At 68.5% G+C, this 25,358-nt stretch carries 21 protein-coding genes and 1 pseudogene; 16 read left to right on the top strand and 6 right to left on the bottom strand.

Annotated elements, in window-relative coordinates:
- The 3 genes and pseudogenes from D579_RS15140 to D579_RS0113540 all read left to right on the top strand — a co-directional run.
- Positions 1 to 130: pseudogene (locus tag D579_RS15140) on the top strand (IS5/IS1182 family transposase); the annotation flags it as partial.
- A 426-nt stretch (positions 131 to 556) separates the two neighbouring features.
- Complete coding sequence (locus D579_RS0113535) at positions 557 to 1,870, top strand: NAD(P)/FAD-dependent oxidoreductase (protein WP_018145368.1); 1,314 nt, start codon at positions 557 to 559, stop codon at positions 1,868 to 1,870.
- A gap of 10 nt (positions 1,871 to 1,880) precedes the next feature.
- Entirely contained in the window at positions 1,881 to 2,555 is a 675-nt protein-coding gene (locus D579_RS0113540; RefSeq protein ID WP_018952341.1) for a YdcF family protein, read from the top strand.
- 196 nt (positions 2,556 to 2,751) lie between these two features.
- On the opposite strand, the gene D579_RS0113545 is transcribed toward D579_RS0113540, so the two are convergent.
- Complete coding sequence (locus D579_RS0113545) at positions 2,752 to 5,529, bottom strand: valine--tRNA ligase (RefSeq protein ID WP_018952342.1); 2,778 nt, start codon at positions 5,527 to 5,529, stop codon at positions 2,752 to 2,754.
- Positions 5,530 to 6,023: 494 nt separating this feature from the next.
- Here D579_RS0113545 and D579_RS15385 point away from each other — a divergent pair, with 494 nt between their 5' ends.
- A complete protein-coding gene (locus D579_RS15385) occupies positions 6,024 to 6,230 on the top strand; it encodes a hypothetical protein (protein ID WP_018952343.1) in 207 nt (68 codons plus the stop codon).
- A 218-nt stretch (positions 6,231 to 6,448) separates the two neighbouring features.
- Here the strand turns inward: D579_RS15385 and D579_RS0113555 are convergent, their stop codons facing one another.
- Positions 6,449 to 7,294, bottom strand: a complete 846-nt coding sequence (locus tag D579_RS0113555) for an SDR family oxidoreductase (RefSeq protein ID WP_018952344.1) — start codon at positions 7,292 to 7,294, stop codon at positions 6,449 to 6,451.
- A gap of 130 nt (positions 7,295 to 7,424) precedes the next feature.
- On the opposite strand from D579_RS0113555, the gene D579_RS0113560 reads away from it, so the two are divergent.
- Positions 7,425 to 7,832 (top strand): YchJ family protein, encoded by a 408-nt coding sequence (locus D579_RS0113560; RefSeq protein ID WP_018175832.1) that lies wholly within the window; start codon positions 7,425 to 7,427, stop codon positions 7,830 to 7,832.
- Entirely contained in the window at positions 7,829 to 8,434 is a 606-nt protein-coding gene (locus tag D579_RS0113565) for a DNA-J related domain-containing protein (protein ID WP_018952345.1), read from the top strand. The genes D579_RS0113560 and D579_RS0113565 overlap by 4 nt, the downstream gene beginning before the upstream one ends.
- A gap of 3 nt (positions 8,435 to 8,437) precedes the next feature.
- On the opposite strand, the gene D579_RS0113570 is transcribed toward D579_RS0113565, so the two are convergent.
- The 3 genes from D579_RS0113570 to queG all read right to left on the bottom strand — a co-directional run bounded on the left by D579_RS0113570 (position 8,438) and on the right by queG (position 13,096).
- Positions 8,438 to 9,229, bottom strand: coding sequence for a ferredoxin--NADP reductase (locus D579_RS0113570; RefSeq protein ID WP_018145376.1), 792 nt, complete (start codon positions 9,227 to 9,229; stop codon positions 8,438 to 8,440).
- A gap of 110 nt (positions 9,230 to 9,339) precedes the next feature.
- The gene (locus D579_RS0113575; protein WP_018952346.1) at positions 9,340 to 11,784 is read right to left on the bottom strand and encodes an EAL domain-containing protein; all 2,445 of its coding nucleotides are present in this window, start codon (positions 11,782 to 11,784) and stop codon (positions 9,340 to 9,342) included.
- A gap of 142 nt (positions 11,785 to 11,926) precedes the next feature.
- Positions 11,927 to 13,096 carry a tRNA epoxyqueuosine(34) reductase QueG gene (gene queG, locus D579_RS0113580; RefSeq protein ID WP_018952347.1) on the bottom strand — a complete coding sequence of 390 codons (1,170 nt, stop codon included), beginning with the start codon at positions 13,094 to 13,096 and terminating at the stop codon, positions 11,927 to 11,929.
- An 18-nt stretch (positions 13,097 to 13,114) separates the two neighbouring features.
- Here queG and D579_RS0113585 point away from each other — a divergent pair, with 18 nt between their 5' ends.
- The 7 genes from D579_RS0113585 (at position 13,115) to hflX (ending at position 21,567) form a co-directional block, all read left to right on the top strand.
- Positions 13,115 to 14,599: a bifunctional ADP-dependent NAD(P)H-hydrate dehydratase/NAD(P)H-hydrate epimerase gene (locus D579_RS0113585; RefSeq protein ID WP_018952348.1), complete on the top strand. Its 1,485-nt coding sequence runs from the start codon at positions 13,115 to 13,117 to the stop codon at positions 14,597 to 14,599.
- Positions 14,596 to 15,081 carry a tRNA (adenosine(37)-N6)-threonylcarbamoyltransferase complex ATPase subunit type 1 TsaE gene (gene tsaE / locus D579_RS0113590; protein ID WP_018939006.1) on the top strand — a complete coding sequence of 162 codons (486 nt, stop codon included), beginning with the start codon at positions 14,596 to 14,598 and terminating at the stop codon, positions 15,079 to 15,081. The genes D579_RS0113585 and tsaE overlap by 4 nt, the downstream gene beginning before the upstream one ends.
- 191 nt (positions 15,082 to 15,272) lie before the next feature.
- The gene (locus tag D579_RS0113595; protein ID WP_051074781.1) at positions 15,273 to 16,577 is read left to right on the top strand and encodes an N-acetylmuramoyl-L-alanine amidase; all 1,305 of its coding nucleotides are present in this window, start codon (positions 15,273 to 15,275) and stop codon (positions 16,575 to 16,577) included.
- Positions 16,578 to 16,697: 120 nt separating this feature from the next.
- The gene (mutL, locus tag D579_RS0113600; protein ID WP_026289541.1) at positions 16,698 to 18,575 is read left to right on the top strand and encodes a DNA mismatch repair endonuclease MutL; all 1,878 of its coding nucleotides are present in this window, start codon (positions 16,698 to 16,700) and stop codon (positions 18,573 to 18,575) included.
- Positions 18,575 to 19,543 carry a tRNA (adenosine(37)-N6)-dimethylallyltransferase MiaA gene (gene miaA, locus D579_RS0113605; protein ID WP_018175825.1) on the top strand — a complete coding sequence of 323 codons (969 nt, stop codon included), beginning with the start codon at positions 18,575 to 18,577 and terminating at the stop codon, positions 19,541 to 19,543. Before mutL ends, miaA begins: the two co-directional genes overlap by 1 nt.
- A gap of 128 nt (positions 19,544 to 19,671) precedes the next feature.
- Complete coding sequence (gene hfq, locus D579_RS0113610; protein ID WP_018175824.1) at positions 19,672 to 19,932, top strand: RNA chaperone Hfq; 261 nt, start codon at positions 19,672 to 19,674, stop codon at positions 19,930 to 19,932.
- 294 nt (positions 19,933 to 20,226) lie between these two features.
- Complete coding sequence (hflX, locus tag D579_RS0113615; RefSeq protein WP_018175823.1) at positions 20,227 to 21,567, top strand: ribosome rescue GTPase HflX; 1,341 nt, start codon at positions 20,227 to 20,229, stop codon at positions 21,565 to 21,567.
- An 81-nt stretch (positions 21,568 to 21,648) separates the two neighbouring features.
- Here hflX and D579_RS0113620 read toward each other — a convergent pair whose 3' ends face one another.
- Entirely contained in the window at positions 21,649 to 23,229 is a 1,581-nt protein-coding gene (locus D579_RS0113620) for a LysM peptidoglycan-binding domain-containing protein (protein WP_018952351.1), read from the bottom strand.
- Here D579_RS0113620 and D579_RS0113625 point away from each other — a divergent pair.
- The 3 genes from D579_RS0113625 to dnaQ are packed head-to-tail and all read left to right on the top strand — an operon-like array spanning position 23,228 to position 25,165.
- Positions 23,228 to 23,989, top strand: coding sequence for a hypothetical protein (locus tag D579_RS0113625; protein ID WP_018145388.1), 762 nt, complete (start codon positions 23,228 to 23,230; stop codon positions 23,987 to 23,989). The two genes, D579_RS0113620 and D579_RS0113625, sit on opposite strands and share 2 nt — an antisense overlap.
- Positions 23,982 to 24,443: a ribonuclease HI gene (gene rnhA, locus D579_RS0113630; protein ID WP_018145389.1), complete on the top strand. Its 462-nt coding sequence runs from the start codon at positions 23,982 to 23,984 to the stop codon at positions 24,441 to 24,443. Before D579_RS0113625 ends, rnhA begins: the two co-directional genes overlap by 8 nt.
- Before the next feature lie 11 nt (positions 24,444 to 24,454).
- The gene (dnaQ, locus tag D579_RS0113635; RefSeq protein WP_018168068.1) at positions 24,455 to 25,165 is read left to right on the top strand and encodes a DNA polymerase III subunit epsilon; all 711 of its coding nucleotides are present in this window, start codon (positions 24,455 to 24,457) and stop codon (positions 25,163 to 25,165) included.
- Positions 25,166 to 25,358: the final 193 nt, after the last annotated feature.

Raw genomic sequence — 25,358 nt, forward strand, 5'->3', positions numbered from 1 at the left:
GAAGAACCTGTTCGGGTATCGCAAGGTGCGTTACCGGGGCCTCAAGAAGAACACCGCGCAGCTGCACAGCCTGTTCGCCCTGGCGAACCTGTACCGTGCGCGACGATGGGGACTCCTGCCGCAGGGGTAGTGTGTCCGCAGGACCGGAAATCGCCCCTGTAACCGCCAAAAACGGCGGTTACAGGGGCCCAGGCCGGCCGTAATGGCCCCAGTGCCCTTCCAAAAACGCTTCGGCGGGGCACCGAGCCGGATGCAGGCCCATTGATCAGTGTTTCCTAAGGCTGTCCACGATCAGTTGAGCGACTTCCTGTTCGAACGCTGTTTGTGATGGCACGTGTTCCCCCGGTGCAGTGATGTGCGCATTTTGTGATCGCCTCCGAACTTGCCGTTCGCGCGAGGGTCACCCTGCTGTGGGCGCCGATGATACCCACACCCGAGGGGCCGTGGTACCCTCGCGACCAGACCGGGTCGCCTTTCTGGGGTTGTGCGGGCGGGCAAGCGGAGACGTGATTTGATACAACCGGGACAGGAAGCCGTAACCGACGGGCGCTGCCAGGTGGTGGTGATCGGAGGAGGCCCCGCCGGCTCCACGGTGGCCTCCCGACTGGCGCAGAAGGGGCGCGACGTGGTGCTGCTGGAAAAGGCCCGGCATCCACGCTTCCACATCGGCGAATCCCTGCTGCCGATGAATATGCCGCTGTTCGAGGAACTGGGCGTGGCCGAGGCCATCGCGGCAATCGGCATCCCCAAGCACGGGGCCGAGTTCACCATCCCCGAGGCGCCCGACGCGCCGCGAACCTATTACTTCGAGCGTGCCCTGAACGACGACACACCCGCGTCGGCATGCGAGGTGCGGCGTTCGGAGTTCGACCACCTGTTGCTGGAAAACAGCGCCCGCCTGGGTGTGCGGGTGCTGGAAGAGGTCACTGTATTCGATGTCGCCCTGGCCGATCCCGCCAAGGGCGGGACCCAGCAGGTCACCGCGCGCGATGCATCCGGCAACACGCTGGAGTTCGAGGCCGATTTCGTGGTCGACGCCTCCGGTCGCGATACCTTCCTGGCGCGCCGTCTGGACCTGAAGGCGCGCAACCCGGAACACAACAGCGCCGCGATCTTCGGGCACTTCAACAACGTGCCGCGGCGTGCCGGGCGCGATGCCGGCAACATCAGTATCTACTGGTTCCAGCATGGCTGGATCTGGATGATCCCGTTGCGCGACGGGGCGATGAGCGTGGGCGCGGTCTGTTTTCCCGAATACCTGAAGACGCGCAAGACCAAGCCCGAGACGTTCCTGTGGGACACGCTGAAGCTCTGCCCGCCGGCCTTCGAGCGCATGCAGGGCGCGGAGCTGGCCGGCCCGGTCAACGCCACCGGCAATTTCTCCTACCGCTCCAGTCAGGCCCACGGCCCGGGTTATCTGCTGGTCGGCGATGCGTTCACCTTTGTCGACCCGGTGTTCTCCAGCGGGGTCTATATCGCGATGTCGGGGGGCTTCCGCGCCGCCGATGCGGTGGATCGCTGCCTGGAGCATCCGGCGCGCTCCGCACGCTATCTGCGTGCTTTTGAGCGCGACGTGCGCCGTGGCGTCCGCCGTTTCTCCTGGTTGATCTATCGTTTCAACAGCCCGGTGATGCGCAAGCTGTTCATGGGGCCGCGCAATACCTTCGGGATGGAGCAGGCGGTGATCTCGCTGCTGGCCGGGGATGTCTACCGCAATACCCGTGTGCAGTGGTCCCTGCGCGCCTTCAAGACGGTGTACTACGTGCAGATGGCGCTGAACCTGCCGCGGGCCCTGGCCTTCTGGGCGCGGCGCCGGCGCAACGCGCGGCTGCACTTCACCGGCGGCACCACGCCCGAAGACGAGGCCTGAGAAGGCTCCCATGGGCGAGGTGCGCGTCGGACTGGGTCGCATCGGGCCGGACGGCCTGGCGACCTTTGCGCTGTCGAATCTGATCATCCTGGCCACCGGCGGCTTGTCCTGGCTGGTGCTGTGGCTCTACACCGTGCACTGGTCGCGGCGGCGGCGCTGCCCCGGGCGCGGGGACTGCATCCTGGTGCTGGGGCAGCAGCTGGAGTCGGGGGCGCCCGGTCCGGGCTACCGCCTGCGCCTGCTGCGCGCCGTGCGTCTGGCGCGCCGGAACCCCGATGCCCGGATCCTGGTGCTGGGCGGGCAGACCTCCGTCGGGGCCCCCAGCGAGGCCGCCGCGGGCGCGGCCTTTCTGCAACACCACGGGATTGCGGCGACGCGCATCCGTACCGAAGACGCCTCGCGGCATACGCTGGAGAATCTGCGCAATGCGCGCGATCTGCTGACGGCGACGCCGGAGGCCGGTGATGCGCCCCTGGTGCTGGTGACCAGTCGCTTCCATCTCGCCCGCGCGGTCGCCATCGCGCGCGGCATGGGATTGCGCGTCTGCCCCTGTCCGGCGGAGCCGGGCTCCACCGTATCGGCGGCGCGCCTGGCGCGCGAATGCTGGATGCTGCACTGGTACCACACCGGCCGCACCCTGGCGCGCCTGATCCGCCACCGGGGTATGCTCGAACGGATCAGCTGATGTTCTTCAAGCGCGAAGCGCACGAAGACACGAAGGCGGGCAAGAGCGATCAACAGGGATTCAAGGGGTATGGGCCCGAGGCTATTACCGCCTTGGGTGCAGCCGGTCCTCAGTACGGCCCGTCAGCCTGGATCCTTCCCGTCTCCCGTCAATGCTTTTCCGGTCTGCTGCGTGTGCCTCGTGGTGAACAGCGCCCTCACATCGCGCGGATGCGTTCGCGCTGGGCGGCGAGCTGGTCGCGGGTGGCGTGCATCTCGGCGACGCGGTCGCGTTCCTTCTGCACCACCTCGGCCGGGGCGCGGTCGACGAAGCTCGCGTTGGAAAGCCGCTGCTCGCTCTGTTCGAGGTTCTTGTCGAGCTTGCCGATTTCCTTGTCCAGGCGCGCGAGCTCGGCGCCCTTGTCGATCAGCCCGGCCAGCGGGATCAGCAGCTGCATGTCGTCGACCAGGGCCATCGCCGATTCCGGGGCCTCGTCGGCCGTGTCCAGCCAGGTGACGCTCTCGGGCTTGGCGAGGAACTCCAGCAGGCCGCGGTGGCGGGTGTAGCGCTCCTGGTCGGCGTCGGTCCAGTTCTTTACCAGCACCGGCAGCGGTTTGGCGGGGGCGATGTCCATCTCCGCGCGGATGCGGCGCAGCCCGGTGATGAAGTCCTTGACCCAGTCGAGCTCGGCCGTGGCGGTCGCGTCACGCGGGAAGCCGTCGCGGCCGGGCCAGGGGCGCTGCACCAGGAATTCGATGTCATCCCTGATGCCGGCATGTGGTTTCACGTTGGTCCAGATGGCCTCGGTGATGAACGGGGTCACCGGGTGCAGCAGGCGCAGCAGGGCCTCGAGCACGGTGACCAGGGTATTGCGTGTGGCGCGCTTGACCGCCTCCGGCGTGGCGTCGTCGTTCAGCACCGGCTTGGTCAGCTCCAGGTACCAGTCGCAGTAGTCGTGCCAGGTGAACTCGTAGAGCGTCTGCGCGGCGAGGTCGAAGCGGTAGGCATCGAGCTGCGCCGTGGCGGTCTCGGCAGTGGCGGCCAGGCGGTCAAGGATCCAGCGGTCGGCCAGCGTGCGGTGCTCCGCGGTATCGGCCGCGGCGGAGCAGTCGTGGCCCTCGACGTTCATCAGCACAAAGCGCGAGGCGTTCCACAGCTTGTTGCAGAAGTTGCGGTAGCCCTCGATGCGGCCGAGGTCGAACTTGATGTCGCGCCCGGTGGTGGCGAGTGCCGCCAGGGTGAAGCGCAGGGCATCGGTGCCGAAGGCGGGGAAGCCGTCGGGGAAGGCCTTGCGCGTGGCCTTTTCGATCTTCTGCGCCATCTGCGGCTGCATCAGGCCGCGCGTGCGTTTGGCGACCAGGTCGTCGGCGCTGATGCCGTCAATGAGATCGATCGGGTCGATCACGTTGCCCTTGGACTTGGACATCTTCTGGCCTTCCGAGTCGCGGATCAGGCCGGTGACGTACACCTCGCGGAAGGGGACATCGCCCATGAAGTGTTCGCCCATCATGATCATGCGGGCGACCCAGAAGAAGATGATGTCGAAGCCGGTGACCAGCACGCTGGTCGGGTAGAAGTCCTGGAGCTCCTGCGTATTCTCCGGCCAGCCGAGGGTGGAGAACGGCCACAGCGCCGAGCTGAACCAGGTGTCCAGCACGTCTTCGTCCTGTTCGAGCACCACGTCCGCGCTCAGGCCGTGCTTTGCGCGCACCTCGTCCTCGGAGCGCCCGACGTACACGTTGCCGTCGGTGTCGTACCAGGCCGGGATGCGGTGGCCCCACCAGATCTGGCGCGAGATGCACCAGTCCTCGATGTTGCGCATCCACTCGAAGTAGGTCTTCGACCAGTTTTCCGGCACGAAGCGGATGCGGCCGTCCTCCACTGCCTTGATCGCCGGTTCGGCCAGCGGGCCGGCCTTCACGTACCACTGGTCGGTCAGATAAGGCTCGACCACGGTGCCGGAGCGGTCGCCGCGCGGGACCATCAGCTTGTGGTCGTCGATCTTTTCGAGCAGTCCTTCTGTATCCAGGTCGTCGACAACCTTCTGCCGGGCCTGGTAGCGGTCCAGCCCGCGATAGGCGGCCGGCACATTGTCGTTCATGCAGGCGTCGATGGTCAGGATGTTGATCACCGGCAGGTCGTGGCGCTGCCCCATCGCGTAGTCGTTGAAGTCGTGCGCCGGGGTGATCTTCACGCAGCCGGAGCCGAACTCGGCCTCGACGTAGTCGTCGGCGATGATCGGGATCTCGCGCCCGACCAGCGGCAGCCGGATGGTCTTGCCGATCAGGTGCTGGTAGCGCTCGTCCTCCGGATGCACTGCGACGGCGGTGTCGCCCAGCATGGTCTCCGGGCGGGTGGTCGCGACGGTCAGATGGCCAGAGCCGTCGGCCAGCGGATAGCGGAAGTGCCACAGGTGGCCGACCTCTTCCTCGGACAGGACCTCGAGATCGGAGAGCGCGGTGTGCAGCACCGGGTCCCAGTTGACCAGGCGCTTGCCGCGATAGATCAGGCCCTCCTCGTGCAGGCGCACGAAGACCTCGCGCACCGCGTCGGACAGCCCGTCGTCCATGGTGAAGCGCTCGCGCGACCAGTCCATGGAGTCGCCCAGGCGGCGCATCTGGCGGGTGATGGTGCCGCCGGATTCGGCCTTCCAGTCCCAGACTGCCTCGAGGAATTTCTCGCGCCCGAGGTCGTGGCGGCCCTTGCCGTCGGCGGCCAGCTGGCGTTCGACGACCATCTGGGTGGCGATCCCGGCGTGGTCGGTGCCGCCCTGCCACAGGGTGCGGTCGCCGTGCATCCGCCGATAGCGGATGAGGGTGTCCATCAGGGTGTGCTGGAAGGCATGCCCCATGTGCAGGGTGCCGGTCACGTTCGGTGGCGGCAGCAGGATGCAGTAGTTGGCCTCGCCCGTCGCCGGCGGCGCGAAGACGTTCGCGCCCTCCCAGCGGTCGTACTGGGTCTGTTCGATGCTTTTCGGGTCGAAGCTCTTGTCCATGATCGCGGGCGCGCTCGGGTCGGAGTGTAGGGAAAGCCGCGCATTATAACGGCGCGGCGCGCTGGCCGCCCGGGGGATATGCCGTTGGCCGGCTACTGCCGTGTAGGCTGGCCCTGGTTCGTCGTCCGGTGTTTACGGTGGCTCCAGGCTGCCGCCTGCCTTGTTGTGGCTGGTCCCGGTTCGTCGTTGGGTGTTTACAGTGCCTTCGGTCCGCATACTGCCCGGTGCTGACTCGCCAGCGCACCGCGAGGTACTTCTTTGCTCGTGCAAAGAAGTACCCAAGAAACACGCCCGACTGCCGCGACCCCGGCCCGCTGCGCGGGCCGGGGTTTCCCTCGCTCCGAGGCTTTTCGCGGGCGGCGCTGAACTCGCTGCGCCTGCGGCTCCGCTCAGACATCCAGCGCCTTGTCTCCCGCGAAAAGCCTCTCCACTCGGCGCGACGACAACGGGGAGGAAGGTCAAGACAACGGCGATTCCAACGAGATTGCTAATGGATGATGGCTAGGTCTTCGGACATCTCGGGCTCGCTCGGCCTTTGGCCGTTGCGTGCCGCGCCCGCAGAGCGGGCGCCGAGGGTGTTCGAACGGCTGTGCCTGTTGTTGTGCCACGGGGCAGGAATACCTGTTGTTTTGACCTTCTCCTCCCGTATGGAGCCCCTTGCGGAAGGGTGCTCGGGCCGGGAGAAGGCGCTGGATGTCTGAGCGAAGCGCAGCGTAGCGAGTTCAGCGCCGCCGGCCCGAGGGCCCTGGAGCAAGGTTCCCGGGCGAAATCCGGGTGCCCTTCTTTGGGCACTTTCTTGGGCAAGCAAGAAAGTGCCTCGCGGTGCGCTCGCGAGAGAGCGCGTGGCAGGCGGCCGGACGAAGGCACTGTAAACACTGGACGACGAACCGGGGCCAGCCAGAACAAGGCAGGAGGCGGCTCAGGTGGTGGCGATGTGGTCGAGCAGGGCGCGGTAGCCGGTGCGGTAGTCGGGATACTGGAGGCGATAGCCACTGGCATGCAGGCGCTTGTTGCAGCAGCGCTTGCCGGAGACTTCGCCCTCGGGCATCGGCGGTGTGCCGGGCGGATCGATCTCCATCGCCTGTGCCAGCCAGGCGAGCAGCTCGTGGCGCAGGGCGGGCTCGTCATCCACGCCCAGATAAATCGGGTCGGGGTCATCCAGATGGAACAAATGGGTCAGCAGGCCCACGCAGTCATCGCGGTGGATGCGGTTGGTCCAGACCGGCGCTTCGTGCTGACCACGCACGCCCTCGCGCACCTTGCGCAGGTGGTACTCGCGCCCCGGGCCATAAATGCCGCCAAAGCGCACGACCACGCCGGAAAAGGGACTGTCGGCCAGCAACTGCTCGGCTTCCCGCAGGGCGCGCCCGGAGAACCGGGTGGGTTCGGTGGGGCTGGTCTCGTCCACCCAGCGGCCGTCGTCGGCGCCGTAGACCGAGGTGCTGGAGACGAATACAACGCGGCGCGGCTGCTGGCTGGCCCGTTCCAGGGCGGTCAGGGTGTTGCGCAGGCCGTCGACATAGGCGCGACGATAGGCGGGCTCGGTGAACTCGCCCGGGGTGGCGATGAAATAAACGGTGTCGAGCGCCGGTGGCAGCTCCGGCAAGCCGTCCGCGACGCCGAAGTCGCCGGCCAGGGGCTGGATCGGCTTGGGGATGTGCTCCGGCCGGCGGCGCAGGCCCCAGACGGAGTGTCCGCCGTGGGCAAGTTGCTGGCCAACGGCACCGCCGAGATCGCCGCAGCCCATGATCAGGATGTTGGCCATTGTTCCCTCCGGGATCGTGATACGCACGCTACCGATTTCGCTGGCGAAAGACCAGTGCCAAAGTGAGGGTTCGACCGTGGGCGATAGCTCGGGCATGCTGGCTGGAACGCAGATGAACGGGAGATGGGGCTTGGGCAAGGCGAGCCGAAAGAAGGTCGATACGTGTGCCTGCGGGTCCGGGCAGGACCGTGCCGCCTGCTGTGGGCCGTATCTGGATGGTACGGCCTCGGCCCCCACGGCGGAGGCGCTGATGCGCTCGCGTTATGCCGCGTTTGTGGAAGGGCGTGAGGACTATCTGCTGGCGACCTGGGCGGCCGCGACACGCCCGGCATCCATGGAGCTGGCCCCGGAACAGCGCTGGCTGGGGCTCGCGATACGTGCGACCGAGGCGGGTGGGCCGGACGACGAGACAGGCTGGGTCGAGTTCATTGCCCGGTCACGGGTGCGCGGTCAGGGCGTACGCCTGCACGAGCGCAGTCGTTTTCGCCGCGAAGACGGGCGCTGGGTGTATGTCGACGGGGAGTTTCCGGGCGCATGACAGCCGCTTCGGATGCGGTCGCGTCACCGGTCCATCCGGCATTGCTGGAACGGGTGCTGGAGTGCCTGCGCACGCAGTCGGACGGGCTGACCGAGCACGCCTTGATCACGCAGTTGCGCGACGCGGGCGTGGAGCCGTTTGCCGGGGCGCGGCTGCAGGAGCCCTTGAGCCTGTTTCAGGCGCACTTTGTGCTGTTCCACTGCCTGTACCGGCTGTGCGACCGCCTTGCGGAGGGCGGCGAAGGCTTGCGTATCCACTGCCTGGATATCGGGATCGAGCCGGTGCGGGAAGGTGGCGCGGTGGATGGGCTTCTGGCGACGCATGATCCACTGCGGGCCTATTACCTCGACCTGGCGCAGCTGGAAACCATGGATGCGGCGGCGGTGGAGGCGCTTCTGGGTGAGTTCTGGTCGCAGCTGGGGCGTGACCAGCAACGCGAGCAGGCGCTGGAGGTGCTGGAGCTTGCGGACCCGGTGGATGCCGACACGATCCGCCGACAGTACCGCCGGATGGCGCAGCGCCACCACCCGGACCGGGGTGGCGACACGGCCAAACTGCAGCGGATCAACGCGGCCCGCTGGGTCCTGCTGGTCCGGGGCTGAGGTTCAGTCGTCCGAGTCCGACATGGTGGTGACGAAGGCCTGTTCCACGGTGAAGGTACCCACGCCCTTGTAGTTGGTCTGGGTCCAGCCGTGTTCGGTGAGCCACTCGCTCATCTCGCGGTTCATCGCCGGGTTGCCGCACAGCATCACACGGTCGTGTTCCGGATCCGCGGGCGGCAGATCCAGGATCTGGCTCAGCTCGCCGGAGCGGAACATGTCGGCGCCACGCTGGTTGTTGTCGTAGGGCTGCTGCGCGATCGGGCAGGCGAAGTCGTGGTTCTCGCGGGTCACGGTCGGCACGTAGCGCAGGCGGTCGCTGATGCGCGACTCGATCTCCTGGCGGTAGGCCAGTTCCTCGACGGTACGCACGCTGTGTACCAGCACTGCATTGTCGAAGTGCTCGAACAGCTCCGGGCTGCGGATCAGCGAGATGAACGGGGCGAGCCCCGTGCCGGTGGCCAGCATGTACAGGGTGCGACCCGGCTGCACGTAGTCGAAGGTGAGCGAGCCGGTGACCTTGGTGTTGATCCAGATTGAATCACCCGGTCCAGCCTCGGCCAGGCGGCTGGTCAGGGCGCCATCCGGCACGTGGATGCTCAGGAATTCCAGCTCCTCGGCCTCGGGTTCGGAGACGATCGAATACGCACGCGGAATCAGCTTGCCCTCGGGGCGCAGCCCCAGGGTCACGAATTGCCCGTTCTTGAATTCCAGACCCTCCGGGCGCGTGGTGGTGAAGCTGAAGGTCTTGTCCGACCAGCGGCGCGTGGAGGTGATTCGTTGTTCCGAATACGGCATAAGTGCGTGGTTTTCCGATTATTGTTCGGTCCTACGCTAGCAAGTCCCCGCACCGGAAGCGAAAGCGCCGGCAAAAACCAAGGAAAACACTCGGAAATGGGTATCGCTCGTCAGCGGACGCTGCTGTCGATGAGCGTGAGGTGTTGCTCCAGCGGGGCCGGTTCCGACAGGTAGAAGCCCTGCACGAAGTCCAGGCCGATCTCGCGCAGGCGGTCCATGGTCGCGGCTGATTCGACACATTCGGCGATGGTGCGCAGGCCGAGGACATGACCCACGCGGTGAATGGCCGTGACCATGGCCGAGTCCACCGCGTTGTGGGCAATATCGCGCACGAAGCTGCCGTCGATCTTGATGAAGTCCACCGGCAGGTTCTTCAAGTACCCGAATGACGACAGACCGCTGCCGAAGTCGTCCAGGGAGAAACGACAACCCATGTAGCGCAGGGTGCGGATCAGGCTCTGGGCGCGTTCGTGGTGGCTGATGGCCGCGGTCTCGGTGATCTCGAAGATGATGCAGCGCGGCGGGATCGCGTAGTGCTGCAGGCGCTCGGTGACGAACTCCAGCATGCTCTCCTGCGCCAGCGACTGGCCCGAGAGGTTGATCGCCAGAGTGGGGTCGCAGTGGGATGAGTTCTCGCGCGGCGCACGATGCCGGGCGAGCATGGCGAAGGCGTTGTCGATGATGTGGCGGTCGATATCCGGCATCAGGTGGTAGCGCTCCGCGGCCGGGATGAAGCTGCCCGGCGGGATCAGCCGGCCATCCTCGTCGCGCAGGCGCATCAACACCTCGACATGGGCAAGGTCCGGGGCGACCGGACCCAGCGGGTGGACGGCCTGGCCGAACAGCGCGAAGCGCCCTTCCTCCAGCGCCGAGCGGATGCGGCCGACCCATTCCATCTCCCCGCGTCGGCGGCGCAGGGCCTGGTCGCTGGGCTGCCAGACGTAGACCTGGTTGCGGCCGTTTTCCTTGGCGGCGTAGCAGGCGGAGTCCGCCTGGCTGAGGATCTCGGGCAGGGTCTGTTCCGGGCCGCTGACCGGCACCAGACCGATGCTGACGCCGACATCGAAACGCCGGCCCTCCCATGCGAAGCGCAGGGACTGGACGGTCTCCAGCATCTTCCGGGCAATCGCCTCGGCGCGTTCGGGCGGGCAGTGGCACAGCAGCACGCCGAATTCGTCGCCACCCAGCCGGGCCAGGGTGTCGTTCTCGCGGATCAGGTGCCGCAGGCGCTCGGAGAGTTCCCGCAGGAGCTCGTCGCCGGCCTGGTGACCGCAGGTGTCGTTGATGATCTTGAACTGGTCGAGGTCCATGTAGAACACCGCATGCGGCGTCTCGCCCTCCTCCTGAATGTGCAGGGCCTGGTCCAGCCGCCGCTCGAATTCGCGGCGGTTGCACAGGCCGGTGAGGTCGTCATGGGTCGCCTGATGGTTGAGCTGCTGGGTCATCTGCCACAGCTCGGTGTGGTCGTGCAGCACGACCACCACACCCTGGGCCTCGCGGTTCGGGCGTTGCAGGGGCGAGGCCAGCATGCGTACCACGCGGGTTTCGCCGTCGGCGCGATGCAGTATGCGTTCGGGCGATTCCACGGTACCGCCCAGGTTCAGGCAGTGTTCCACCGGGCGGAGCACGCTGGCCCCCGTCCGGGTGTCTTCCAGGTCCAGCAGTTCGTCCACCAGGCGGCCCTGGGCGCTGGTGGCATCCAGCCCCAGCAGTACCTGGGCGGCGGGGTTCAGGTAGGTCAGGCGCCCGTGGGTGTCTGCGGTGATGACCCCGTCGCTGATCGATTGCAGCGTGGTTAGCAGGCGGTCCCGTTCGGCACCCGTGGCGGCCTCCGCGGCCCGCAGCGAGGTGACGTCCCAGGCCACGCCGAGTGCGCCGTCCGGACCCTTTTCTGGGTCTTTCATGGGGATCCACGAGACGCTGAGATGCGTACCGTTGACGGTGTCCTCGAACTGGAAGGCTTCGCCCGCGAGGGCGCGTTCGGCGGCCTCCAGTGTGCCGGGCTGGTCCGCATAGACGTCGCGGAAATTGCGCCCGACCACCTCGCCGGGGTTCAGACCCAGGGCCTGCAGCCCGGCCCCCTCGGAAAGCGTGAATCGGCCGTCTGCGTCCAGCGCGAACAGGATCAGTGGGGCGTGGCGAATGGTCGCGCCCAGCTGGGTCTCCAGGCTCTTCAGCGCCTGCTCCGACTGACGCTCGCGGGTGATGTCGCGGACGGTCGCGAAGACCTCGAGCTCGCCGTCCGTGCGGATCGCGTTGATGTGCACCTCGGCCGGAAATTCGCCACCGTCACGGCGCCGGTAGCGGCTTTCGAAGTGCGCGGGGAGGCGCTGTTCGGGGTTGGAGTGGGCCTGGTCCACGTCGTCCTGAGTGGCCTGCAGGTCCAGCTCGGTGATGTGCACGCCGCCGGTCAGTTCGGCGCTGGTATAGCCCAGCAGTTCGCAGGCAGCGTAGTTGGCCGCGACGATCCCGCCCTTGCGGTCGAGGACCAGATGAGCCTCGGGCGCCTGTTCGAAGATCCGCTGATAGCGCGTGGTGTCCGGGTGATCGGGCATGGCGGCGGGCTGAACCTTTGGTGGCGGGCCGGGCCCCGCGTCGGGGCGTGATTCGGCACCGGAGTGTCGCCGGTTGCGCCGGCACTGGCAACCTTGGGAGGTGCGGATTTGCCTCTTCCTGGGCGGTTTCTGCTTGCCCGGCTTACCCGGGCGCTTGGGTGAGCCGGGACAGGTTTTCCGTGGACAGGGGCGCGCTGTGCGGGGGGTTGCGCAGTTGTTCGCGCGCCCAGGCGGCGTGTTCGCGCACCAGCTCGGAGGGGTGCTCGGCGCGGGCGGCCAGGGCTGCGTCCGCCTCGGGTGTGGCCGGACCGTTGCCGAGGGCCACAGCGAGGTTGCGTAGCCACTGGGCATGGCCGATTCGGCGAATGGCCATGCCCTCGGTGCGGGCGAGGAAGGTTGCCTCGTCCCAGGCGAACAGCTCGACCAGGGTGGCGCTATCCAGACCGTGGCGGGCGATGAAGTCGGGTTCCGCCGTGACCTCGGCAAAGCGGTTCCAGGGGCAGACCAGCTGGCAGTCGTCGCAGCCGTAGATGCGGTTGCCGATCAGCGGGCGCAGGTCCTCGGGGATCGCACCCTTCAGTTCGATGGTCAGGTAGGAGATGCAGCGGCGGGCGTCCAGGTCGTATGGCCCGCGGAAGGCCCGGGTCGGGCAGACATCGAGACAGGCGGTGCACTGGCCGCAGTGCTCGTCCACGGGTTCGTCCAGTGGCAGTGGCAGGTCGGTAAACAGCTCCCCGAGAAAGAACCAGGAGCCGCTCTCGCGCGCCAGCAGATTGGTGTTCTTGCCAATCCAGCCCAGCCCGGCGCGGGCGGCCAGGGCCTTTTCCAGGATTGGCGCGCTATCGGTGAAGGCGCGATAGCCGAACGGCCCGACCTCCGCCTCGATCCGGCGCGCGAGGGTGGTCAGGCGCTTGCGCAGCAGCTTGTGGTAGTCGCGGCCCAGGGCATAGCGCGAGACATAGGCGTGATCGCGTTCGGCCAGCTGGATCGCCGGGCGCCGGGTGGCCGGCGGGAAGTAGTCCATGCGCACGCTGATGATGCGCTGCACGCCGGGCACCAGGGCATCCGGGGCGTGGCGCAGGGGGGCGCGGTCGGCCATCCAGTCCATGTTGCCGTGCGAGCCCTGGGCCAGCCAGTCGTCCAGATGCCGGCGATCCGCCTCGGGCACCTCGGCGGGGGCGATGCGCACGGCCTGGAAGCCGAGCTCGCGTCCCCAGTCGCGGATGCGTTCGGCAAGCTCGGTGGATTGGCGTGGATCGAGGCGCTGAGGCACGATTTCGGCTTCCGCGACGGAGGTGATGGCGTGAATCATGAACCCGACCCACAAGCATTGACCAGCGCACTGTTCGATAACGCGGGCATGCGGGCCCTGGATGCCGCCGGCCTGGCCCTGCCGGGGATGGCGCCGGGCGAGCTGATGGAGCGTGCCGGTCAGGCCCTGCTGGCGGTGGTGCGCCGCGACTGGCCGCAGGCCCGCCGCATCGGGATCCTGTGCGGGCCCGGCAACAACGGCGGAGACGGCTACGTGCTTGCCCGGCTGGCGGCCGAGGCCGGGCTGGAGGTGCGGGTCCATGGCGGCCCCTCGCGGGCGCGCCCCGAGTCCGATGGTCGCCAGGCCCATCGGCGCTGGCAGGAGGGCGGCGGCGAGGTCCATGCCCTGGAAAGTTTCGACCCGGCGGCCGCGGACCTGTGGGTGGATTGCCTGTTCGGGATCGGCTTGGAGCGGCCGCTGACCGATGCCTACGGCGCGGTGATCGAGTCGTTGAACGCGAGTGGGCGGCAGGTGCTGGCGGCCGATGTGCCCTCGGGCGTGGATATCGATCGCGGCCGGGTCCTGGGGGAGGCGGTCAGGGCGAATCACACCCTGACCATGATCGCCGACAAGCTGGGCCTGCATACCGGGGCCGCGGTCGACCGGGTCGGCCAGGTGGAGGTGGCCCCGCTCGATCTCCCTGCCTCGGTGGCCCATGGCATCGCGCCGGTTGCGCGTCGGGTCGGGCCAGAGGACTGGCGGCAGCGTCTGCCGGTACGGCGCCCGGGGGCGCACAAGGGCGACTGTGGGCATGTGCTGATCGTGGGCGGCGCGCCCGGCTACTCGGGGGCCGCGCGGCTGGCGGCGACGGCCGCCCTGCGCGCCGGGGCCGGCCGTGTGACCCTGGCCACGCACCCCGAGCATGCGGCCTGGGCGAACCTGGAGCGACCCGAGTTGATGGTGCGTGGCGTGGCGGACGCCAGCGAGTTGCAGGCCCTGATGCGTCGCGTCGATGTCGTCGCGGTGGGACCGGGATTGGGACAGGACGCCTGGGGTCGTGGCCTGTGGCTGGCGGTGGCGGATGCCGACCTGCCCCGGGTGGTGGATGCCGATGCCCTGAACCTGCTGGCCGAGGCCCCGCGCCGGGGCGAGGACTGGGTGCTGACCCCGCACCCAGGCGAGGCCGCCCGTCTGCAGGGGCAGGACGTGGCCACTATCGAGGCCGATCGCCCCGGGCAGGTGCGGGCGCTGGCCGCGCGCCTGGGTGGAGTGGTGTTGTTGAAGGGGGCGGGCACGCTGGTCGCCAGTTCGGGTGCGGAGCCGCTGGCCTGTGTCACCGGCGGCCACCCGGGTATGGCCACCGCCGGCAGCGGGGACGTGCTGACCGGCATCATCGCCGCGCTGCGCGGGCAGGGCGCGGATGCGCGCAGCGCCGCGGAGATCGGGGCCGCCTGGCACTGCGCCGCAGCCTGCATCGCGCGTGACCGCCTGGGCGGGGCGCGCGGGATGCTGGCCGGGGATCTGGCCGAAGCCCTGCCGGCCGCGTCCGGGGGTGGGGCATGACGGTGGCAGCGGCCCCTCTGGTCCTCCCGCACCTGGAGGCGACCGAGGCGGCCGGGGCCGCGCTGGTGGCGCTCGACGCCCCGCATATCGTGTTCCTGGAGGGTGATTTGGGTGTCGGCAAGACCACTTGGGTTCGGGGTCTGCTGCGCCGGCTCGGGCATGAAGGCGCGGTCCGCAGTCCGACCTACACCCTGGTGGAGCCGTATGAGCTGGCGGGGCGCGAGGTCCTGCACTTCGACCTTTATCGCCTGGGTGATCCCGAAGAACTCGAGTACCTGGGGGTGCGCGAGGCCTTCGGGGGCGATGTCCTGTGGCTGGTGGAGTGGCCGGAGCGCGGTGTGGGCTGGCTGCCGGCGCCGGATCTGGTGGTGCGCCTGGCGCATCGCGAGGGCACAGCCGAAGGTCGGGAGCTGTGGCTGGAGGGGCCGCTGGCGGCGGCCTACCACCGGGTGCTTCGGGACCAGGAGATCGTGACAGGGTGACACGCCGGGGCTGCCCCGGAGTTGGCCCGCCACGCGCACAATGCGCGATATCTCGCTCATAAAGAAAGAAAATCGCTATTGCTTTTCCAGAAAAAGCGTCCACAATGTAGTCAGAACCCCTGATTACAAAGGGAAACGCCGTGGGCCAATCAACATCGCCGGATCTGCGCCGCCGCCAGCTGCTGCGCGCCATGACTGCCCTCGGGCTGGTCGGGATGCCTTTGCCGGCCCTGGCTCGCACGGACGTCCGGCGCGTGCGTATGTCCGTGGATGGCGGAACCACCCGTCTGGTCTTCGACATGGACGGTGAGGCGGAATACTCCATGTTCCACCTGCAGTCTCCCGACCGCCTGGTGGTCGATCTGGAGAACGCGCGGGCCGTGGAAGACCTGACCATCAGCGATAACCCGCGCTCGGCGATCAGGGCCGTGCGCCATGCCGCACGCAATGGCTCCGATCTGCGCGTGGTGTTCGACCTGCGCAAGCCGGTGGAGCCGAGCAGTTTCGTGCTGATGCCGGCACAGGGTGCGCCGCACCGCCTGGTCCTGGATCTGACCAGCGGCGAGGCACCCGCCGCGCCGCGCTCGGCGGAGAACAACGGCTCCCGCCGTGGGCGCTCGCAGGAGGACCTGCGCGATGTCGTGGTCGCCATCGATGCCGGTCATGGTGGGCATGATCCGGGTGCCATCGGCCCCGCCGGCACCCGCGAGAAGGACGTGGTCCTGCAGATCTCGAAGCGTCTGGCCGAACGCGTGAACAGCGAGCACGGCATGAAGGCCGTGATGACCCGCAGTGGAGACTATTTCCTGCCCCTGCGCGAGCGCATCGAACGGGCGCGCAAGGCGGACGCCGATATCTTCGTGTCCATCCACGCCGACGCGATCGCCAATCGCAACGTGCAGGGTTCGTCGGTCTACATGTTGTCCGAGCGCGGGGCCTCCAGCGAGGCGGCGCGCTTCCTGGCCCAGCGCGAGAACCAGGCGGATCTGAGCCTGGGCGGGGTGCCGATCAACGGCAAGGACGACTCCCTGACCAACGTGCTGCTGGACCTGGCCCAGAGCGGGAGCCTGGAGGCCAGCAACACCCTGGCCGAGCGGATGATCGCGGAGCTCCACCGGGTGGGCAAGGTGCGCAAGCCGGAGGTGGAGCGCGCGAACTTCGCGGTCCTGCGCTCGCCGGATGTGCCGTCGGTCCTGGTCGAGGCGGCCTTCATCTCCAATCCCTCCGAGGAGCGCAAGCTGCGCAGCACGACCTTCCAGAACTCGCTGGCGGACGCCCTGCTGACCGGGCTGCGGTCGTACTTCTCCACCCATGCCCGTCCGGGCACGCTGATCGCCGACGGCCAGCCCGACCAGCACATCATCCGCCCGGGCGAGACCCTCTCCGGGATTGCCGATCGCTATCGCTTGTCGCTGGCGGACCTGCGTTCGGCCAACGATGTCCGCGACGATCGCATTTACGCCGGCCAGGTCCTGCGTATCCCCCGCGACTCCTGAGCCCGGAACCTCCGGGCAGCCCGTCACGTCTTGCAGGCGTTGTTCGGCCGCCGGCTAGGCACTCCGGCGCTGCCCCGGTTAGGCTAGGCACCCGGTTCTCGTCTCTCCCAGGTGTCGCGCGTGGCGATCGCAAAGCTCTCCGAACAACTGATCAATCAGATCGCCGCCGGCGAGGTGATCGAGCGCCCGGCCTCGGTGGTCAAGGAACTGCTGGAGAACGCCCTGGATGCCGGGGCGACGCGGGTGGATGTGCGCCTGGAGCAGGGCGGCGTCCGCCTGATCCAGATCAGCGACAACGGCAGCGGGATCTATCGCGACGAGATGCCGCTGGCCCTGTCGCGCCATGCCACCAGCAAGATTGCCTGCATGGACGACCTTGAGGCGTTGCATACGCTGGGCTTTCGCGGCGAGGCCCTGCCCTCGATCGCCTCCGTCTCGCGGCTGTCGCTGACCTCCATGGTGGCGGACGAGCGCAACGGCTGGCGCCTGACCGGGGACGGCTCCGATGTCTTCCGCGAGGCCGCCCCGGCGTCACATCCGGTGGGCACGACCGTCGAGGTCCGCGACCTGTTCTTCAACGTCCCGGCGCGGCGCAAGTTCGTGCGTACCGAACGCACCGAATACAACCACTGCGAGAACGTCATCCGCACCCAGGCGGCTGCCTGTCCCGAGGTCGCCTTCAGCCTGCGCCACAATGACCGCGTCACCCTGGACCTGCCGGCGGCCGACGACCCCGGCGAACGGGTGCGGGCGCTGCTGGGTGATGCCTTCCTGGAGCATGCGACCCCGGTGGACGAACAGCGCGCCGGGCTGGCGCTGTCCGGCTGGCTGGGCTCGCCGACCCAGTCGCGCGCCCAGCCCGATCAGCAGTTCTTCTTCGTCAACGGCCGCGCGATCCGCGACCGCGTGCTGGCCGCGGCCGTGCGCAAGGCCTATCAGGACGTGCTCTACCACGGGCGGCATCCGATGTTCGTGCTGGACCTGGAACTGGATCCGACCCAGGTGGATGTGAACGCGCACCCGACCAAACAGGAAGTGCGCTTTCGCGAGTCGCGCATGGTTCACGACTTCATCTTCCACAGCCTGCACAAGGCGCTTGCCGCGTTGCGTCCGGGGGATTCCGGGCATGCCGCGGCGGTACCCGACATGGGTGCGCCGGCCCCCGCCGGTCGCCCCATGCCCATGCCGGCGCAGGCGGATCGCCCGCTGTCCGGGCTGGGTGTGCCGGGTGCGGGCGGTGGGTACGCGCCCCCTCGCGAACCGCGACTTGAGCCGGTCGGGCGCGATCCAGGCTTTGGTGCGGCCTGGGCCGAGTTCCGCGGGACGTCTGCGGTGGCCGAGGCGCGGCCCGCCGCTTATGACACCCCGATGCCATCCGCCACGTCCGGTGCGCCCGCAGCGGACCCGGACGGCATGCCGCCCCTGGGGTTTGCCCTGGGGCAGGTAGCCGAGACCTTCATCCTGGCCGAGAGCCCCCGCGGCCTGATCGTGGTGGACATGCACGCGGCCCACGAGCGCATCACCTATGAACGTCTCAAGCGCGAATGGGAGGGGGCACGGGTGACCTCGCAGCCGCTGCTGGTGCCGGAGACCCTGGACGTCACCCCGGCCGAGGCCGAACTGGCCGAGGAACGCGCGGACCTGCTTGGGGAACTCGGCTTCGAGCTCGACCGCGCCGGCCCCGAGACGCTGACTCTGCGCGCGGCGCCCGCGCTGCTGCGCGGCCAGGACACCGCGCAGCTCGTGCGCGATGTCCTGGCGGACCTCGCGGCCGACGGCTACAGCCATCGGGCCGAGGGGGCGATGAACGCGGTACTGGGAACGATCGCCTGCCACGGTTCCGTGCGTTCGGGGCGGCGCCTGACCCTGCCCGAGATGAACCAGTTACTGCGCGACATGGAGGCCACCGAGCGCTCCGGCCAGTGCAACCACGGGCGCCCGACCTGGGTGGAGCTGGACCACTCGGCGCTGGACCGGCTGTTCCTGCGAGGACGCTGATGGCCGGACTGGATGGGGGCCGGCCGCCGGTCATCCTGCTGGCCGGTCCCACCGCGAGCGGCAAGACCGCGCTGTCGCTGGCGCTGGCCGAGGCCCTGGACGCGGAGATCGTCAGCGTGGATTCCGCGCTGGTCTATCGCGGCATGGATATCGGCACCGCCAAGCCGGACGCCGCCGAGCGTGCCCGCGCCCCGCATCACCTGCTGGATATCCGCGACCCGGAGGACACCTACAACGCCTCCGACTTTGCCCGCGATGCCCGCGCCGCGATCGATGCCATTCATGCCCGCGGCCGGGTCGCCCTGCTGGCGGGCGGCACGCTGCTCTACCTGCGCGCCCTGCTGGACGGCTTCGATCCGATCCCGCCGGTCCCGGATGCGGTCCGCGAGTCCGTGCGTGCCCGTCTGGAACACGAGGGTGCCGTGGCCCTCCATGCCGAGCTGGCCACCGTGGACCCCGAGGCCGCCGCGCGCATCCACCCGAACGACCCGCAACGCATCCTGCGCGCCCTGGAGGTGTACGCGGCCAGTGGCCAGCCATTGTCGGGCTTCCAGAGTGGCGCGGCCGCGACGGTCCCGGCGGGCTGGGTGTCGCTGGCCCTGTGGCCGGCGGATCGCGAGCGCCTGCGCATCCGCATCGCCGACCGCTTCGATGCGATGTTGGAGGCCGGCTTCGTCGACGAACTGATGACCCTGACCCGTCGCCCCGGCCTGACCGCGGAGCACCCGTCGCAGCGGGCGGTGGGGTATCGCCAGGGCTGGCAGTGGCTGGCCGGCGAATGCGACTTTGCGACCTTTCGCGAGCGGGCCATCGCCGCGACCCGCCAGCTCGCAAAACGCCAGCTCACCGGGCTGCGGCGCTTCCCCCTGCATGCCCGGTTGAACGCCGAGGACGCGGATTTGTCGCAGGCTTTGCGGGCCATCCAGGCTGCACGGATAGCGGCCCCCGCAGCGGCGACGTCCGAATAACGCCCGGTGTACGCCTGGAGCGGCGCCGCGAAGCCGGTATGCTACGCTTCAACCTGACCGTGCGGCGGGCCGACCTCGAGCCGCCGGCGCGGGTCGCGAACCAATAATAACGATCAAGGAACGCACCGATGGCCAAAGGGCAAATGTTGCAGGAACCCTTCCTGAATGCGCTGCGTCGGGACCGGATCCCGGTCTCCATCTACCTGGTGAACGGGATCAAGCTGCAGGGGCAGATCGAATCCTTCGACCAGTTCGTGGTGCTGCTGCGCAGTACGGTCTCGCAGATGGTGTACAAGCACGCCATCTCCACGATCGTGCCGGCCCGTCAGGTGAACATGAATCTCGAGGGCGAGGCAGCGGCCCCCGCCTCCGCCGAGGCCGAGTCCTGAACATGAGTGGAGGTCTCCCCGAGGGAGCCGCTGATTATTGGGCACGTTCGCGCTCGAGTCGCTTTTGTGTGCGAACAAGGCGCGGCGACTGCCGTGCAGTCACTCTGCACAAGGGAGCCGCAACGCTGTGCGTGCCCAAAAGCGGCCGAGCCCCTTCGGGGTTGGTGTCCCCTGTTCCCCGATCCTGCGTTGCGGCCCTTGCCGGTAGAACCACTACCGGCTGCGCACCGCGCCTTGTTTCGGAAAACAGGGGACACCAACGCGAACGTGTCCAACAATCAGCGGCTCCCTGGCTTGTTTGAGCGTCCGGAGAGTGCCGGCGACGAGCGCGTCGGCAATGGTGCGGTCCTGGTCGCGCTGAATGTCGGGGACAACCCCGATATCGAGGCCCAGGTCCAGGAATTCGACGAGCTCGTGCGCTCCGCCGGGGCCGAGATCATGGCGGTGGTGCGCGGCTCGCGCGACCGGCCGCACCCCAAGCTGTTCGTCGGTGCCGGCAAGGCCGACGAGATCCGCGATGCGGTGGAGGCGTCGGGTGCCGACGTGGTGATCTTCAATCACGCCCTGTCGCCCAGCCAGGAACGCAACCTCGAGGCCCACCTGAAGGCCCGGGTGCTGGATCGCTCCGGCTTGATCCTCGATATCTTCGCCCAGCGCGCCCGCTCCCACGAGGGCAAGCTGCAGGTGGAGCTGGCCCAGTTGCGCCATATGTCCACGCGCCTGGTGCGTGGCTGGACCCACCTCGAGCGGCAAAAGGGCGGGATCGGCCTGCGCGGTCCGGGGGAAACCCAGCTGGAGACCGACCGCCGCCTGCTGGCCGGGCGCATCAAGCACATCGAGCGGCGTCTGGAGAAGGTCGAACGCACCCGCGAACAGGGCCGTCAGGCGCGCCTGCGCAACGAGATCCCCACGGTCTCGCTGGTGGGCTACACCAACGCCGGCAAGTCGACCCTGTTCAATCGCCTCACGCATTCCGACGTCTACCAGGCGGATCAGCTGTTCGCGACTCTGGACCCGACCCTGCGCCGTCTGGACCTGGCCCCGCACCAGTCGCTGATCCTGGCCGACACCGTCGGCTTCGTGCGCGACCTGCCGCACGAGCTGGTCGCCGCGTTCAAGGCGACCCTGACCGAGACCCGCGAGGCGGCGCTACTGCTGCACGTGATCGACGCCGCCGACCCGGAGCGCGAGGCGCGCATCCGGCAGGTCGAGGAGGTGCTCGAGGAGATCGGTGCCGAGGACGTCCCCTGCTGGCGGGTGTACAACAAGATCGACCAGCTGGAGAACCCGGCCGAGGACCCGGACGACCGTTTCGGCATGGCGGACGATGCCTTCTGGCTGTCGGCGCATACCGGCGAGGGTGTGGAGCGCCTGGAGCAGCGCCTGGCCGAGACCTTCACCGAGTCCATGACCCAGGGCTGGGTCGAGCTCCCGGCCTCGGCCGGGCGCCTGCGCGCCCAGCTCTACGAGGAGAAGGCCGTGGAGGCCGAGCAGACCACGCCGGACGGGTCGATCCAGTTGCGCCTGCATGTGCCGAAACGGCGTTTCGAGCAGCTCTTCCGCGCGGCCGGGCTGGACCCCGAAACCGTCCGCCTGCAATCGGAAGCACCGGGGGCGGCGGCCGCCGACCACTGAAGCCGGCCGCGGCTCGCTTGCGCACGAAAAAGGCCCCGGGTTCAACCGGGGCCTTTTTCGTGGCGTCGATGTCGTCGCGGTTCAGGCGTCGCTCTGGGCGATCGTCTCTCCATCGGCGCTGGCCAGGTACAGGGTCAGGGTCTCTCCGGCTCGGATGCCGTCGCCGTTCAGCCCGTTCCAGCGCCGCAGGTCGCCGATGCTGACCTGGTGGCGGCGAGCGATGGTCGACAGCGAGTCGCCGGGGCGGACCTCGTACTCGACGCGCTGGCCGTCGGGCCCACGGTCGGGATCGGCGCGCACCACCTTCAGGGTGTCGCCCGGGCGGAGGATCGCGTCCGGGTCCAGGTCGTTGGCGGCGCGCAGGGCGCCGATGGACATGCCGGTGCGCTGGCTGATGTGCCACAGGCTGTCGCCAGCCTGCACCTGATAGTCCTCCGCTAACTGGCCGTTGTCGCCGGCCACCTGCAGCGGAGCCTCTTCGCTCGGGGCGGAGGCCGGCAGGCGCAGGGTCTGACCGGCGCGGATCATGTCGTCGTCGAGGTTGTTCATGTCGCGCAGCACGGCGACGCGGGTGCCGGCGCGCTGGGCAATCTGGCCGAGGTTGTCGCCCGAGCGCACGGTGTATTCGCGGAACCGGAGCAGCGGTTCATCGTTGCGGGTCTCCAGTGCCGCCTCGAGGGTGGGCAGCGCCTCGCGCGGGACGAACAGGTGCTGGGCGCCGCCGGGGTGGGTGGCATGGCGGTGGTAGCCGGGGTTGAGCTGTTTGAGGGTCTCGGTATCCAGGTCGGCGAGCTCCGCGATTAGCGAGAAATCCGCCTGCTGGCCGGGTTCGATCATCTCCAGCGCGGGTTCGTTGGCGATGGGCGCGATGGCGATGTTGTGGGCATCGGGGTCCAGGAACAGGTGGCGCAGGGCCAGCAGTCGCGGGATGTACGCGGTCGGCTCGGACGGCAGGTCCAGGCTCCAGTAGTCAGTGGGCTCGCCGCGGGCGGCATTGCGGTCGATCGCGCGCTGGATGTTGCCCTGGCCGTAGTTGTAAGCGGCCAGGGCCAGGTACCAGTCGTCGAAGCGTCGATGCAGCGCCTGGAGGTAGTCCAGCGCGGCGAGGGTGGATTTGTAGACGTCGCGGCGGCCGTCGTACCAGTGATCGCGCGACAGATCGAAATAGTCGCCGGTGGCCGGCATGAACTGCCAGATCCCCGCCGCGCGGCTGCGCGAGGTCGCCTGGGCGACGAAGCCGCTCTCCACGATCGGTAGCAGCAGGAGCTCGGCGGGCATGTCGCGCGCCTCGATCTCGGACAGGATGAAGTAGGCGAACGGCTCCGCGCGCCGGGTGCTGTACTCGATGATCCGTGGATGGTCACGGTAGTGCCTGATATAGCGATCCACGCGCTCGTGGTCCAGCGCGTCGTTGAAGCCGAAGCCCAGGCGCGCGCGCTCCCACAGGTCGTCGGTCTCGGCGGCACGTTGCGCGGCGTCGCGCTGCTGGCGTTCCATCGCGGCCTGCACGTCCTCGGTCGTGCGCGGTTCCACGATCGGCCGATCAGCCGCCGAGGTGTCCAGCGTGCGCTCGGAGTCGTGTAGGCTACAGGCAGAGGCGAAGATCGCCGTCAGGCCGAGAATCAGGGCGGTGGTCAGTCGTGTGCGGAGGCGTGGTGTCATGGCGCTGGAGGATAAACCAGAGATGGGGGATCACCAAGACCCATTCCTGACTTGGTTGGCGCACTGGTATGCCCAGCCGCAGGGGCGGAGGGTCCGCGAGCGCTTTCTGGAACGCATTCGGCGCTATGGCGATCCGGGCCCCGGGGGGCTGGCGGTGGAGCTGGCGCCGGTGCCGATCCTGGAGGACAGCGATGCCCTGCAGGCCCCGCTGATCCGGATCGCCTCGGCGCGCCCGGCGCTGCGCATGGACCCCGAGGCCTGGCCGCTGGAGTCCGCCTGTGCCGGGCGCATCGTGCTCGCCCATCCCTGCGCCCAGAGCGAGCAACCGGCGGCGGTGGTGGCCGAGGCAGCCCGGGTGCTGGAGCCCGAGGGACGGGTGTTTCTGCTGGAAGGCAACCGCCTGCAGCGCGGTGGGCGCAACGGGGTGCGCGCCTCGCCTCTGCCCGAAGGCCTGCGGCGGCGCCAATATCGCGAGTTGCTGGAGGCGGCGGATCTCGAGGTGCTGGATCAGTGGAGCCTGAGCCTGCTCCCACCGGGGCTGCCCGCCGCCTGGCAGAAACGCCTGGCCACCATGGATGCCTGGACCCTGCGCGGTCTGCCGCCGCTGGCCAGCATGATCCTGACCGTGGCCCACAAGCGGGTGAACATGCCCCTGCGTCCGGAGCCGCGTTTCCGCTTCGCCATGCCCAACCCCGCGATGCGTCCGGGGCTGGTATCCTCGCGCTCCTCTCATTCTGGAGCCCGCCGAACGCATGGCTGACGAACGCGTGTACATCTATACCGACGGGGCCTGCCGTGGAAACCCCGGGCCGGGCGGCTGGGGTGCGATCCTGCGCTTCGACGGGCGCGAGCGCGAGCTCTACGGGGCCGAGGCCGAGACGACCAATAACCGCATGGAGATGACCGCGGCCATCCGCGCGCTGGAGACCCTGAAGCGCCCCTGCAAGGTGGAGCTGGTCACGGATTCCAAGTACGTGAAGCAGGGCGTGACCGAGTGGATGCCGGGCTGGAAGCGGCGCAACTGGAAGTCCGCCAGCGGCTCCCCGGTGAAAAACCGTGATCTCTGGGAGGAACTGGATGCACAGGCCCAGCGCCACGATATCGAGTGGTACTGGGTACGGGGCCACAGCGGTCACCCGGAGAACGAGCGCGCCGACGAACTGGCCAATGCGGGCATTGATGCCCTGCTGGCCGGCGAACCGATCGAGAATTGAAGGAAACCACGATGCGCCAGATCGTGCTGGATACCGAGACCACGGGCCTGGACCCCTCCGACGGCCACCGCATTATCGAGATCGGCTGCCTGGAGCTGGACAACCGCCGCCCCACCGGGCGCAAGCTGCACGAGTTTCTGCAACCGGATCGCGAGATCGACGCCGGCGCGATCGCGGTGCACGGGATCACCAACGAGTTTCTGGCCGACAAGCCTCGATTTGCCGATGTCGTCGATGACTTTGTCGACTTCATTCGTGGGGCCGAACTGATCATTCACAACGCGCCCTTCGATGTCGGCTTCATCAACAACGAGCTGCGCCTGTTGGGCGATGTGGCGCCGGCGTCCGAGGTGGCCGAGGTCAGCACCGTGCTGGATTCGCTGGTGATGGCGCGGCGTATGCACCCGGGGGCGCGCAATTCCCTGGATGCCCTGTGCAAGCGCTACGAGGTGGACGGCTCCGGGCGCACCCTGCACGGGGCGCTGCTCGATGCCGAGCTGCTCGCGGATGTCTATCTGGCGATGACCGGCGGGCAGGTGGCGCTGACCCTGGATTCCGGAGGCGACGGCGATGCCGCGGCCGGCCCGGTCAAGGCGCGTCGCTCGGGCAAGCCGCTGCCGGTGATCGAGCCGACGCCCGAGGAGCAGGCGGCGCACGAGGCGCTGCTGCAGACGCTGGACGAGGCGGCCGGCGGCACCTGCCGCTGGCGCGCCAACGCCTGATTCCGTCGACCGGCGGCGGAGCTGCTCCGGCCTTCTGGTGCCTTCGCCCGGCCGCCTGCCTCGTGGTGGCTGGCCCTGGTTCGTCCTCTGGTGTTTACGGTGGCTTCGGTCCACATACCGCCTGGCGCTGACTCGCCAGCGCGCCGCGAGGTACTTCTTTGCTCGTGCAAAGAAGTACCCAAGAAACACGCCC

Source organism: Thioalkalivibrio sp. AKL12 (assembly GCF_000377925.1).
Taxonomy (GTDB): domain Bacteria; phylum Pseudomonadota; class Gammaproteobacteria; order Ectothiorhodospirales; family Ectothiorhodospiraceae; genus Thioalkalivibrio; species Thioalkalivibrio versutus.